At 53.0% G+C, this 13157-nt stretch carries 14 protein-coding genes; 2 read left to right on the forward strand and 12 right to left on the reverse strand.

Annotation, left to right across the window (positions count from 1 at the left end):
• Positions 1–116 precede the first annotated feature (116 nt).
• The 4 genes from arnD to arnB are packed head-to-tail and all read right to left on the reverse strand — an operon-like array spanning position 117 to position 5113.
• Positions 117–1013, reverse strand: a complete 897-nt coding sequence (gene arnD / locus I6L74_RS19055; protein ID WP_059178973.1) for a 4-deoxy-4-formamido-L-arabinose-phosphoundecaprenol deformylase — start codon at positions 1011–1013, stop codon at positions 117–119.
• A complete protein-coding gene (gene arnA / locus I6L74_RS19060; RefSeq protein WP_059178974.1) occupies positions 1010–2992 on the reverse strand; it encodes a bifunctional UDP-4-amino-4-deoxy-L-arabinose formyltransferase/UDP-glucuronic acid oxidase ArnA in 1983 nt (660 codons plus the stop codon). The genes arnD and arnA overlap by 4 nt, the downstream gene beginning before the upstream one ends.
• Entirely contained in the window at positions 2989–3972 is a 984-nt protein-coding gene (gene arnC / locus I6L74_RS19065; protein ID WP_059178975.1) for an undecaprenyl-phosphate 4-deoxy-4-formamido-L-arabinose transferase, read from the reverse strand. The genes arnA and arnC overlap by 4 nt, the downstream gene beginning before the upstream one ends.
• Position 3973: 1 nt before the next feature.
• On the reverse strand, positions 3974–5113 hold the full coding sequence (arnB, locus tag I6L74_RS19070) for a UDP-4-amino-4-deoxy-L-arabinose aminotransferase (RefSeq protein ID WP_059178976.1): 1140 nt from the start codon (positions 5111–5113) through the stop codon (positions 3974–3976).
• A 563-nt stretch (positions 5114–5676) separates the two neighbouring features.
• Here arnB and I6L74_RS19075 point away from each other — a divergent pair.
• Positions 5677–6153 (forward strand): WbuC family cupin fold metalloprotein, encoded by a 477-nt coding sequence (locus tag I6L74_RS19075; protein WP_059179138.1) that lies wholly within the window; start codon positions 5677–5679, stop codon positions 6151–6153.
• Positions 6154–6301: 148 nt separating this feature from the next.
• Here I6L74_RS19075 and fusA read toward each other — a convergent pair whose 3' ends face one another.
• Positions 6302–8404, reverse strand: a complete 2103-nt coding sequence (gene fusA, locus I6L74_RS19080; protein ID WP_059178977.1) for an elongation factor G — start codon at positions 8402–8404, stop codon at positions 6302–6304.
• A 162-nt stretch (positions 8405–8566) separates the two neighbouring features.
• On the opposite strand from fusA, the gene I6L74_RS19085 reads away from it, so the two are divergent.
• Positions 8567–8875, forward strand: coding sequence for an ArsR/SmtB family transcription factor (locus I6L74_RS19085; protein ID WP_059178978.1), 309 nt, complete (start codon positions 8567–8569; stop codon positions 8873–8875).
• A 22-nt stretch (positions 8876–8897) separates the two neighbouring features.
• Here I6L74_RS19085 and I6L74_RS19090 read toward each other — a convergent pair whose 3' ends face one another.
• The 7 genes from I6L74_RS19090 to I6L74_RS19120 all read right to left on the reverse strand — a co-directional run bounded on the left by I6L74_RS19090 (position 8898) and on the right by I6L74_RS19120 (position 13152).
• Positions 8898–9233 (reverse strand): type II toxin-antitoxin system RelE/ParE family toxin, encoded by a 336-nt coding sequence (locus tag I6L74_RS19090; protein WP_059178979.1) that lies wholly within the window; start codon positions 9231–9233, stop codon positions 8898–8900.
• A gap of 29 nt (positions 9234–9262) precedes the next feature.
• Positions 9263–9496, reverse strand: coding sequence for a type II toxin-antitoxin system Phd/YefM family antitoxin (locus I6L74_RS19095; RefSeq protein WP_059179139.1), 234 nt, complete (start codon positions 9494–9496; stop codon positions 9263–9265).
• A 214-nt stretch (positions 9497–9710) separates the two neighbouring features.
• Positions 9711–9941 carry a tautomerase PptA gene (pptA, locus tag I6L74_RS19100; protein ID WP_059178980.1) on the reverse strand — a complete coding sequence of 77 codons (231 nt, stop codon included), beginning with the start codon at positions 9939–9941 and terminating at the stop codon, positions 9711–9713.
• A 117-nt stretch (positions 9942–10058) separates the two neighbouring features.
• The gene (locus I6L74_RS19105) at positions 10059–10946 is read right to left on the reverse strand and encodes a transporter substrate-binding domain-containing protein (protein ID WP_059178981.1); all 888 of its coding nucleotides are present in this window, start codon (positions 10944–10946) and stop codon (positions 10059–10061) included.
• Between the two features lie 9 nt (positions 10947–10955).
• Positions 10956–11729, reverse strand: a complete 774-nt coding sequence (locus I6L74_RS19110; RefSeq protein WP_012017476.1) for an amino acid ABC transporter ATP-binding protein — start codon at positions 11727–11729, stop codon at positions 10956–10958.
• Positions 11713–12633: an amino acid ABC transporter permease gene (locus I6L74_RS19115; RefSeq protein ID WP_059178982.1), complete on the reverse strand. Its 921-nt coding sequence runs from the start codon at positions 12631–12633 to the stop codon at positions 11713–11715. The genes I6L74_RS19110 and I6L74_RS19115 overlap by 17 nt, the downstream gene beginning before the upstream one ends.
• A gap of 9 nt (positions 12634–12642) precedes the next feature.
• A complete protein-coding gene (locus I6L74_RS19120) occupies positions 12643–13152 on the reverse strand; it encodes a GNAT family N-acetyltransferase (RefSeq protein ID WP_059178983.1) in 510 nt (169 codons plus the stop codon).
• Between the last annotated feature and the right edge of the window lie 5 nt (positions 13153–13157).

Below are 13157 nucleotides of genomic sequence, written 5' to 3' on the forward strand. Positions count from 1 at the left end.
AAATAATTCGAATGTCAGGCAGACGACCGGGGCAAAAATCCCCGCCACAGCGCGAACGATGTGACGGGGACACACTTCGGGAGCCAACGTACCTGCAGCCTGAGGTAAGCCTGGATTTACTGGCCGACACGTTGTTGGCAACCCAACCAACCCTCGCGGCCAGGAATCGCGCCGCGCACCACTTTGCCCAATGGCAATGTCGATAAATCGTCAGGTAACAGCTCGCTTAGTGGACAAAAGGTAATACCTTCCTGCGCGGCCATCGTGAGCAACTCGTCAAAGTCTTTGCGCATCACAATCCCTTCCACTTCGGCGTGGATGGTGTACACCGGGGTTCCGGTGTCTTGTTTGATGCGATCAAGGATAAATCGATTGTAACTTTCACGGCTAACGCCCTCACCGATCACTTCATCCCAGGTGGGTAGCGTGACCGGAATTTGCACCGTCCCGGTGCTCCCGTCCGCCATCACCGGTCGAAACGGTGTGGTGCCCCGGCAGTCACTGTTGTAGCGAAAACCGAAAGACTCTTTCGCTTTCACAACGCGCTGATCGGCTCGCCACCCGGCAACCGCTGAGCATGTCACCGGCTGTTCAATAATGTCGGTCAACGTATCAAGCCCGAGACGAATGTGTTTCTCAAGATGGTTGTTGTCCCAAACACCTGCCCAGGTTTGCCACGCAAAGTGATCCCACGCGTGCAGGCCGACTTCATGGTGGTCCGCCGCCGCTGAAATAATGTCAGCATTACCCGCCCCAATCTGGCGGCCCGGCCATGCCGTACCCGCCAGCAAAATGTCCCAGCCGTAGAGCGAGGCGGCGTTTGAACGCAGCATCTTCCACAAGAACTGCGGTTTCACCAGCCGCCATAGATGGCGTCCCATGTTGTCCGGCCCAACGCTCATAAAAAAAGTGGCCTGGATTGCATGCAAACTTAAAATCTCAAGAAGATGCGGAACCCCTTCTCGGGTGCCGCGCCATGTATCGACATCAATGCGCAGACCCACTTTTCTCATACCTGAGGTTCCGTCAATTCAACCGTTTTTAGGAAGAAATCCAGGGTTTCATCTATCGTTTTTTCCATCTCAACCGTTGGCGTCCAGCTTATTAAGCGCTGAGCGTTACGGATGCTCGGTTTACGATGCTCGACGTCCTGGTAGCCTTTACCATAATACGTGCTGCTTTCCACTTCACGGAAACCGGCAAACGGAGGGAAATGGTGGCGCAGCGGGTGTTTTTCAAAGCTCGCCAGCAGCATTTCAGCCAGCTCTTTGATGCTCGCTTCATTATCCGGGTTACCGATATTGATGATTTGCCCGTCGCAGTTGCTGTTTTTGTTCTCAATGATGCGAAACAGCGCTTCGATACCATCGCTAATATCAGTAAAGCACCGTTTTTGACGCCCGCCGTCAATCAGCTTAATCGGCGATCCTTCGACCAGGTTCAGGATCAGTTGGGTGATTGCACGAGAAGAACCGATACGCGCCGCATTAAGGTTATCAAGACGGGGACCCATCCAGTTAAATGGACGGAACAGCGTAAAGCGTAGCCCTTCCTTTTCGCCATAAGCCCAGATAACACGGTCAAGCAACTGCTTGGAAACGGAGTAAATCCAGCGCTGCTTGTTGATTGGGCCAACGATCAGATTCGAGTGATCTTCATCGAACACCTTATCGCTACACATGCCATACACTTCAGACGTGGACGGGAAGATAATGCGTTTTTGGTATTTCACGCAATCACGAATAATCTTCAGGTTTTCTTCGAAATCGAGCTCAAAGACGCGCAGCGGATTACGGGTATATTCGATTGGCGTGGCAATCGCCACCAGGGGCAGAACCACGTCACATTTTTTGATGTGGTATTCAATCCATTCAGAGTGAATACTGATGTCCCCTTCCACAAAGTGGAAACGCGCATTGCCAATGAAACGGCTTATCGCATCGGAACCGATATCCAGGCCATACACTTCAAAGTTGTCGTCTTGCAGTAAACGTTCCGTCAGGTGATTACCGATGAACCCGTTCACGCCAAGAATTAACACGCGTGTGCGGCGCTTGATGGCGGAAACCGGCTGGCTACTGATGATCGCGCCCGCAACCAGCCCCAGCGTTTGTGCCAGCTGCGAGCCTTGCATGTAAACGCCATTTTCGGTTTGCCCGGTCATGATTTCCAGCGCACCCGCGCCGGTAGCAATCACCAGCGGGCTGACAGACAATACGGTTCCCGCTTTTGCGGGCTGTAATTCGTCCCGAACACGCGCTTTCCAGACAATAAACTTACTGCCGCCCACATATCCAAACGCCCCCGGCCACGGGTCAGTCACCGCACGCACCAGATTGTTAATGTCCTGTGCCGAAGCATGCCAGTCAATGCAGCCATCTTGCGCAGTACGGCGGCCAAAAATGCTGGCCTGGGTGTGATCTTGTTCAACCTGTGGGAAATGCCCGGTTTTGATCACCGGCAAAATATCGTTCAACAGATCGGTCGACGCTTGCGTCAGTTTACGATGCAGCGTTAATGCCGTTTCTTCCGGCGTAATGGCCACACAATGCTGTGCAACAATGGCACCGGCATCGGCACGGCTCACCATTCGGTGGAGCGTAACGCCTGTTCCCGTTTCTCCTTTCACCAGCACCCAGTTCAGCGGCGCGCGGCCACGGTAATGCGGCAGCAGCGAACCGTGCAGGTTGAATGCCCCCACCGTGGCGCTATTCAGAATTTCATCGCACAGCAAGTGGCGATAATAGAACGAAAAAATCACGTCAGGCTGTGCAGATTTAATGCGGTCAACCCACAGTGGATGATTCACATCGTTGGGTGCATAAACGGGAATACCATGCTCCGCCGCGGTGCGAGCCACTGAGCCAAAGAAATGGTTTTCAGAAGGAGCATCAGGATGGGTATAAATGGCTGTGATGTCATAACCCGCAGCTACCAGTGCGTTAATGCCCGCACACCCAATGTCGTGATAAGCGAATACGACAGCTTTCATTGTTGATTTTCCTTTGGAGTTGAAACGACGTCGCGGCTAACAACGCGCTGAATAAAATAACGAGGGCGGGCCCGGACATCGGTATAGATGCGGCCGATGTATTCACCCAACAGTCCCATGGCGACAAACTGCGCGCCGATAAACATAAACAGCACGGCAAACAGCATGAACACGCCCTCCGCCGCCCATTGCGGACCGAAGGCAAGACGTAAAACCACCAGCAGAACCGACAGCGCAAAGCCCAGCACGGCGATAATGCTGCCGAAGACGCTGAGCATGCGCAGCGGTGTAGTGGTCAGGCAGGTCACCAGGTCGTACATAAGGTTAATCAGGCGCATAAAGCTGTATTTCGACTCCCCAAACTCACGCTCAGCGTGATGCACAGGGATTTCGATCGCTTTTCGCGCAAAGGTATTGGCCAGAATCGGTATAAACGTGCTGCGCTCGTGGCAATGCAGCATCGCGTCGACAATGTGCCGACGGTACGCGCGTAACATGCACCCATAGTCGCCCATCGCTTTACCGGTGGTGCTCTGAATGAGGCGATTAATCAGCCGCGACGCGCGTTTGCGAAACCAGGTATCCTGGCGATTCTGGCGCACGGTGCCGACAACGTCATACCCTTCGTCGGCTTTAGCGACCAGACGCGGGATCTCTTCTGGCGGGTTTTGTAAATCGGCGTCCAGCGTGATAATTAGGTCCCCGGTGACGTGGCTAAAACCGGCCATAATTGCGTTGTGTTGTCCGTAATTTCGGTTGAGCAACACGGCAACAATATGACTACCGGGTTCTTCTGCGGCATCGCTGAGCATGCTGGCGGATTCGTCGCTGCTCCCATCATCGACCAACAGAATTTCGTAATCTTTACCGAGCATTTCACATGCGGCAGTCGTACGCCGGATAAGCTCGGGCAAACTTTCCTGCTCGTTATAAACCGGGATCACCACGGACACTTTGTGGATGGCTTCTACTTTGGTCATTTTAATATCCTGCAACTTCACGCAAGGCGGCGATCACGCGGGTAACATCGTCATCCGTCATTGTTGGGAATAGCGGAATAGAACAAATACGATCGCTGTTCCATTCTGTATTCGGTAATACAAGCGCCGGGTAGCGTTCACGATAATATTTCTGGGTGTGCGCAGCTCTGAAATGCAACCCCGTGCCTATTCCTTTTGCTTTTAAAGCTTCCATCAGGTCATTTCGGGAAATACCACAAGAAGCCTCATCTACCCGCAGAATAAACAGGTGCCAGGCGTGTTTATGTGCCCACGGCGGCTGGCTCAGCGGTAAAAACGGCGTATTTTCTAATTCTGTGAGGTAACGCTCGGCAATTTCTTTACGACGCGCATTATGTTGTTCAAGTTTTTGCAACTGAACCAACGCAATCGCGGCATTAATATCGGCGAGATTATATTTATATCCTGGAGAAATGACTTCCGCCTGCGGTGCACGCCCGTGCGTTTGCCGGTCAAATGCATCAACGCCCAGCCCGTGAAACTTCAGGCTCCGCATCCGATTAGCCAGTTGCTCATCATCCGTCACGATTAACCCACCTTCGGCGCAGGTCATGTTTTTAATGGCGTGGAATGAAAAAATGGCTGTGCCGCGATGACCGACATGATTGCCTTTATAGTACGTGCCCGCAGCATGAGCGGCATCTTCTATTACCGGAATCCCATGGCGGTCTGCAACTGCGCGGATGGCGTCAATATCGACGGGAGCACCCGCGTAATGGACTGGGATAATCGCTTTCGTTCGCGGCGTGATAGCGGCTTCAACCGCGTGTGGCGTCACCATCAGCGTGTCGCGGTCGACATCGATCATGACGGGCTCTGCGCCCAATAACACAATCATATTCAGCGTAGATACCCAGGTGAGCGAGGGGGTAATCACCTCATCACCCGCCTGAATGCCCAGCGCCATCAACGCAACATGCATGCCTGCCGTCGCAGAGCTGACGGCAATAGCATGCTGATTGCCCGTTAACGCGCAAAATGCCTGCTCGAGTGCCTGATTTTTTGGCCCCGTTGTTATCCAACCAGACTGCAAAACCTCACTCACCGCAGCGAGTTCTTCCGGCCCCATAGCGGGGCGCGAGAAAGGAAGAAATTCATTCATTGAATAATCCCATAATTAACCAGCAACGTATTACGTTCGTCCACATTATGTTTTTTCCATTCATAAAATGTGCACAGGTTTTATCATGAAGCACGAAAATTAAATGGAGCGACAACGCGAATGATTCGTGGCGCAGCAACCTAAACAGTTATTAAATCAAAGAGAGTCTAACAGAAGTTTCTTAGCGCAATATTAAGAGGCGTGACGTGACATAAAAAACGCTAAAGAGAGATTCACGATCAATTATGTCTAAGCATGACAAATCGTAATATATTCTTTTTTGTCACACGCCTGTCACTTAGAGCATATTTAACGTTGTAAGGGACCAATCTTAAGGTTAAGTTAAGGTTAGTTGTGAATAACTCTCGAAGATAATATGTAATTTAATTTGGGCATTCCGCAATATATTACCGTGGCTGTTTGCATCCGGTTTATCAGGATTTTTAGTCATCCTTTTTGCGCGTTTAATCAGGTAACACCCTCATACCGATGCGTTACGCGAAAACCGCGGTAAATTTGCAGTTGAGAATGACCGCAAGATGCCCGAAACCATAAAGGTAGATATGAAGCAGATAACGTTTAATGACCTACAGCAACAAAGCGAGCAGGCTGCAAACTCTCCGCGCTTGCGCGCTCATCGTAATATCCACCCTGAATTGAGCGACCCGGTACAGCGCCTGGCTATCGCAATGGAGCCGGGAACATACGTTCGCCCCCACCGCCATCCGCACACTTTTGAACTACTCACACCCCTTAGCGGACGCTTTTTGGTGTTGAATTTTGATGACAACGGTACTGTGACTCATCGCGTCGTATTAGGCGAGGAGTGCAAGGTGGTGGAGATGGACGCTGGCACCTGGCATGCCGTACTGTCGATGGATAAAGGTGGCGTCATCTTTGAGGTGAAACACGGGGGGTATCAGCCTGTAACTGAGCAAGATTCTGCAGCATGGGCTCCCGCTGAAGGCGAGCCAGGAACGGCTGAACTGATGAAATGGTACTGTCAGACGCAGGTGGGTGAAGGCGGTTTTACCCTGTAATTTATGCGGTGTGCGCCTGCTATTCCCCTGCTCCGCGCCAGTCCCCTTCAGCAGACCATGCGTTCCTACATGTGAAACGTAGACGTTGTGATGTAAGAAACGAAAAACCCCACCGAAGTGGGGTTTTATTCAGGTCAGATTAATCGCTCTAACCTTTTGCGCGGCTGGCGATAATATCGTCCGCCACGTTACGTGGTGCCTCGGCGTAATGGTGGAACTCCATGCTATAGGTGGCGCGGCCTTGCGACATCGAACGTAATGTCGTGGCGTAACCAAACATCTCTGCCAGCGGAACGTCGGCGCGAATAATTTGGCTGCCAAAACGTTCATCCATGCCCTGCACCATCCCGCGACGAGACGAGAGATCGCCCATGATGTTTCCGGCGTACTCTTCCGGCGTTTCAACTTCCACATGCATCACCGGCTCAAGAATCGCCGGATCCGCCCGGCGTGCGCCCTCTTTAAAGCCAAAGATGGCTGCCATGCGGAAGGCCATTTCTGAGGAGTCCACCTCATGATAAGAACCGAACGTCAGCGTTGCTTTAACATCGACCACCGGATAACCCGCCAGCACGCCGCTGTTAATGGCTTCGCGCAGCCCTTTTTCAACCGAAGGTATATACTCGCGCGGCACCACACCCCCTTTCGTGGCATCAGCAAAGACAAAACCACTGCCGGGTTCCAGCGGCTCGAGGCTCAGCACCACATGACCATACTGGCCTTTACCGCCGGACTGACGCACAAATTTACCTTCAATATCGCTCACCGCTTTACGCAATGTTTCACGATAGGTCACCTGCGGACGGCCAATATTCGCCTCAACGCCAAACTCGCGTTTCATACGGTCAACGATAATTTCCAGATGCAACTCACCCATGCCGGAGATGATCGTCTGGCCGGACTCCTCATCCGTGTGCAACCGGAACGACGGATCTTCTGCCGCCAGACGCTGCAACGCGATGCCCATTTTTTCCTGATCCGCCTTGGTTTTTGGCTCGATCGCGAGTGAAATCACCGGTTCCGGGAATTCCATACGTTCAAGCGTAATCACCGCTGTGAGATCGCTCAGGGTATCTCCCGTCGTAACGTCTTTCAGCCCCACGCAGGCGGCAATATCGCCCGCACGCAGCTCGTCTACTTCATGACGGTCGTTGGCGTGCATCTGCACAATACGACCGATCCGCTCTTTCTTCCCTTTCACCGGGTTGTACACCGCGTCGCCTTTTTTCAGCACGCCGGAGTAGACGCGGATAAAGGTCAACTGGCCGACGTAGGGGTCCGTCATCAGCTTGAACGCCAGCGCGGAGAACGGTTCGTCGTCACTTGGATGACGTTCCGCGTGTTCGCCTTTTTCATCCACGCCATCAATAGCCGGAATGTCGAGTGGTGACGGCATCAGCTCAATCACCGCGTCGAGCATGCGCTGCACGCCTTTATTCTTGAACGCGCTGCCGCACAGCATTGGCTGGATTTCCCCGGCAATGGTACGGATGCGCAGCCCGCTGATGATTTCGGCTTCATCGAGATCGCCGGTTTCCAGATATTTGTCCATCAGCGCGTCGCTGGCTTCTGCTGCCGCAGAGACCATTTTTTCTCGCCACTCCTGCGCTGTCGCCAGTAGTTCATCCGGCACAGGCGCGTAGCTGAACGTCATTCCCTGAGTCGCGTCGTCCCACAAAATGGCGCGCATTTTGATGAGATCCACCACGCCGGTGAAGTGTTCTTCCGCACCGACTGGAATCACAATCGGCACGGGATTGGCTTTCAGACGGTCGCGCATCATCTGCACCACGCGGAAGAAATCTGCGCCCTGACGGTCCATTTTGTTGACGAAAGCCAGGCGCGGCACATGATATTTATTCGCCTGCCGCCAGACGGTTTCCGACTGCGGCTGTACGCCGCCCACAGAGTCATAGACCATAACTGCGCCATCCAGAACGCGCATGGATCGCTCCACCTCGATGGTGAAATCGACGTGGCCCGGGGTGTCGATAATATTGATCCGGTGCGGCTCATAACCTCTGTCCATGCCAGGCCAGAAGCAGCTCACGGCGGCGGAGGTAATCGTAATTCCGCGCTCTTGCTCCTGCGCCATCCAGTCAGTTGTTGCCGCGCCATCGTGGACTTCACCCAATTTGTGGCTCATTCCGGTGTAAAACAGGATGCGCTCGGTGGTGGTCGTTTTACCGGCATCGATATGCGCGGAGATACCGATGTTGCGATAACGTTCGAGGGGGATGGGTCGGGGCATGATGCGTCCTTAGTCAGTTTGACGTGAGATTGACGACCGGGATGGTCGCCTTAGTGTTCGTTTGCTATAATAGTCCTATTGTACGAGTATATACGAACTATTTTTTTTAGGGAGGAGCTATCATTGGTATAGCTCAACCTGATCATTACGCCCAGGAGCACCATGATCCCGAACCACCCCGAGCCGGAACAAATTCAGCTAGAAAACGTCCTTTTTGCCCTCGGCAACCCGTTAAGGCTGACCATTTTGCGCCTGATTGCAGATGGCAGCGAGTTAAGCTGCAATGCCTTACGCCCGCAGGAAGTGGCGAAATCCACCATGACGCATCACTGGCGTGTATTGCGCGATAGCGGCGTCATCTGGCAGCGCCCCCAGGGACGCGAGAACATGATTTCATTACGAAAAGAGGATTTGGACGCCCGTTTTCCTGGCCTGCTGAACACGTTGCTAAAGGTGATGGAAAAGGAGTAAGACTTGCAGGGACAGGCCTTAATCAGGCCTGAACCAGACGCCTGAAGAGTAACTGTTGGATATCCTGTCGCTGCGACAAGATATCGTGCGCCGTGATGGTCATTCCTTCTACAGAATACAGAACGCGATAACCGCTCCGACTGTTAAATTCACGGTATTTAGTGCATCCGATCTTCAACAACTCTGGACAAAGTTGAGAACCCTGCGGAAATTGTCTTACCGTTTTTTCAAATTGTTCCAGAATATCGGCAATAGCAGGCCGTGGTTCGACATCAATCCGTCGCAAAAAAACGATGATATCCTCAATGCAGTATTTCGCCGTGAGGGTGTATTCAAAAACCAAATCGCTACCGTTCATAACCCTTCCCTGTCTGGTTGACACGATGTTCAGTCAATCAGCCCATCCAGTAACTGATCTTTCGAAAAGACGTTTCCTGCGGCCTTGTCTTTTTCTGACAGCGTGAGCAGTTTTAACAATGCGATAGCGTTTTGACGTTCCTGGTGCTGCTCATAAGATTCAATCACATACGCAGGGACGCCATTTTGCGTGACCAAAATAGGTTCTGAGAGTTCTAATGTCGCGGCATTCTTCTTCACGAAGCTAATGGTTTCAACTTTCATAAGATCAACTTTGTTGCGTTCCGAAGTTTTAATATAGACCATATCTAGACCACTCTCAATGAAATGATGCGCTGAAAAGTCGGAAGGCATTCCTTCACCAACGCAGTCAGTTTGATGGCTACGTCGCGTGATAACAATAAGGGGGAGTAAGAATGGCTGGAAGCCGCCTCGCAAATTAACAAAGCCGCCAGGCGGCGGCTTCAGGACACCAGCATTACATCGAATAACCCGGCTTCTTAATCAGCTCTTCAAGCTTCGGGCCAATCTCCGTATCCCAGACCTTCGCTTTCCAGTCTTCCTGCTGAATCTGCTGTAAAGCAACCGACACCGAGCCATCTTTGCTGTTGAAATGGCGAATAATCACCTCGGCAATATCCGCCGCCAGCGCCGTTTTTTGTTCGTCATTCAGTTCACGAGGGAAACATTTGATATCAACATGTGGCATTTTCAGGCTCCTTTATGAGTAGTATTCCAGGTTATCAGATTATTTCATCAGCCTTTAACACCTTGTGCAGTTTCGAACGAGAGTCTGTACGTCATCGAATCGACTTAGCGCGCAGCGTCAATAGGTGATCCCTGGCGGATTGACCTCCGATTGTTCCACCGCTTCGCCCTGTTCACCCCAGCGTGCCAATACTTTCTGGTATTCCCCACGCTGGATTGCACCATCAAGCGCGGCCTGCAAGGCGTACACCAGCTCATTACCCTTTTTGGTGGTCGTCGCAACATAGGCTTTTTTCGGACCCAGTCCAACCACCCGCGTTTTACCGGTGAGCGCTGCTTTATAAGCAGATACCGACTGCGGGCCAAAAAACACATCCGCCCTGCCGGACTGAATGTACAAATTACCCGAGGCATCATCGGTCAGATAGACCGGAAGCGCAGGCTCTCTCCCCGCCTTTTGGTTCTCTTCATTCCAGCCCAGCAGAATGCGTTCCTGATTCGTCCCGGAACCGACAATCACTTTTTTACCGGCCAGGTCGGCGGCGCTTTTGATTGACGTCACGTCACTGGTCGACTTAACCGAAAACGCCAGAGAATCGACACGATACGTTGCAAAATCAAACTTTTGCTTACGCTGTTCGGTCACGGCAATATTCACCAGCGCAACATCGTACCGACCGGAACTGATCCCCAGCGGCCAGTCTTCCCACGCCGTGGGCACCAGCTTAAGCTTTAAGCCGAGACTCCCCGCCAGCAGACGCGCAATGTCCGGATCGCTGCCGATGCGCGTCCGGTTGTCGCTGGCCAGCAGCGCCAACGGCGGTGAATTGAGGGCTGAAATCGCCACCGTTAGCGTCCCTGGCTCCACAAATGTGTAGTTGTGGGGGATCTTCGATACCGCCTGTTGATCGACGGTGACGGGCAACGGCTGTTCGTTAGCCTGTAAATCAATGCCCGCATGACTCACCGAAACAACGCCTAAAAGCGCCAGAAATCCATATTTCATTTTCCCTCCTTACAGCACTTTTGACAGGAACTGACGCGTTCGCGCATGCGACGGTCGATTCAATACTTCGTCGCTGCTGCCCTGTTCCACGATTTTGCCATCCACCATAAACACGATTTGATCCGCCACTTCGCGCGCAAATCCGATCTCGTGCGTCACGACGACCAGCGTGGTTCCAGAACGCGCCAGTTTTTTGATCACATCCAGAACTTCGCCCACCAGTTCCGGATCGAGCGCAGATGTCGGTTCATCAAACAGCATGACGCGCGGTCGCAGGGCCAGCGCACGGGCAATGGCGATTCGCTGCTGTTGCCCACCGGATAAATGACGCGACCACGCATCGGCTTTATCCCGTAGACCCACCACATCCAACAGGCTGTAAGCCCTGTCGACGGCAGCTTTACGACTCAGCTGCTTATGCGCAATCGGTGCTTCAATCAGGTTCTCCAGCACCGTCAGATGCGGGAACAGGTTGAAATTCTGGAACACATACCCGACGTTGACGCGCTGTTTGAGGATCTCTTTCTCTTTGAGCTCGTAAAGCTTGTCGCCCTGACGGCGATAGCCAATGTAGTCACCGTCTATCTGGATAAACCCTTCATCGACACGTTCCAGGTGGTTAATGGTGCGTAAAAGCGTCGATTTGCCGGAACCTGACGGCCCCAGAATGACGGTCACTGAACCCGGTGGGATCTCGAGTGACACGTTATCGAGCGCTTTATGACGCCCAAAGAATTTACTGACGCCTGTTATCGAAATATGACCTTCAGGAGAGGCTGGCATGGATAGGCTCCTGTGTGGTGGTGACGGAACGGGTGCGGCCGGACGTACGAGATTGATTCACCGCAGAGCGGCGCTCGCTGCGCGCCAGCCCACGTTCAACAATGTGTTGAATGGCCGACAACACGGTGGTGATCACCAGATACCAGACTGCGCCGACCATCAGCAGCGGGATTACCTCCTGAGTGCGGTTGTAGATCATCTGAATGGTGTAGAAAAGTTCCGGCATCGCCAGGACGTAAACCATCGCCGTGCCTTTCGCGAGGCTGATAATTTCGTTGAATCCGGCAGGTAAAATGGTGCGCAGCGCCTGCGGGAGAATGATGCGCAAAGTGCGACGCCATGCGGGTAAACCCAGCGCAGCCGCGGCTTCGTACTGACCGTGGTCGACGCCTAAAAAACCGCCGCGAATAATTTCGGCGGTGTAGGCACTTTGCACCAGCGTCAGTCCCACAACGGCCGTGGAAAATTGCCCCAGAACGTTGATGGTTTCGAAACTCCCCCAGGTGATCCCGGTGAACGGCACGCCGAGCGACAGCGTGTCGTAAAGATAGGAGAAGTTATAAAGAATAATCAGCACCACAATCAGCGGCAGCGAACGAAACAGCCAGATGTATCCCCACGCCAGACTACTGAGCAGCCACGACGACGAGAGCCTCGCCAACGCCAGCATGCCGCCGATCACCACGCTCAGCGCGGTGCCGATAAGCGTGAGTAAAAGTGTCTGACCGACGCCTTCAAGGATCACCGGATTGAAGAACCAGCGTGCGAACACGCCCCACTCCCAACGCGGATTAAACGCAACCGACTGGACGACGATCGCCAGCACAAACAGCGCAGCGATTGCCCCAACGGTGCGCCACGGATAGCGCGCCGGGACCACTTTGATGGTTTCAACGTTGTTCATCGTCGTTCCTCATGCGGTTTTACTGAACGCTTCGCGTACCAGTGTTTTCGTGAAGCGCAGCCGCCCGTCAAACGGCGGCTGGCTGTACTCTTCCGGATCGCGGTTCAGATCAAACTGGGCCGTATACCCTTGACTCAAATACAGCTTCACGGCTTCTGGCTGCCGAAAACCGGTGGTGAGGTAGATCTGGCTGTAGCCCGCCAGCACCGCCCTGCGCTCCAGTTCCTGAACTATTCGCGCAGCCAATCCCTGCTGACGCAGGGATTTATCGGTCCAGATGCGTTTGATTTCGGCCGTGTGCTCATCGAAAGGTTTGTATGCGCCAATCGCAACGATCTCGACGTCCCGCTCCAGGACGATAAAGAGCCCCTGCGGTGGCAGATACCACTCGGTCAGTTCCACTTCTGCATCTTTCGAAAAATAGTCGCCGTAGCGTGCGGAGTACTCGCCGAATAACCCGTCAATAATGGGTTGAAGATCGCCATCCTCCGGTGAAACATCGCGAAAAAGTTCGTTCATAAAAA

This window comes from Lelliottia amnigena, assembly GCF_019047465.1.
Taxonomy (GTDB): Bacteria; Pseudomonadota; Gammaproteobacteria; order Enterobacterales; family Enterobacteriaceae; genus Enterobacter; species Enterobacter amnigenus.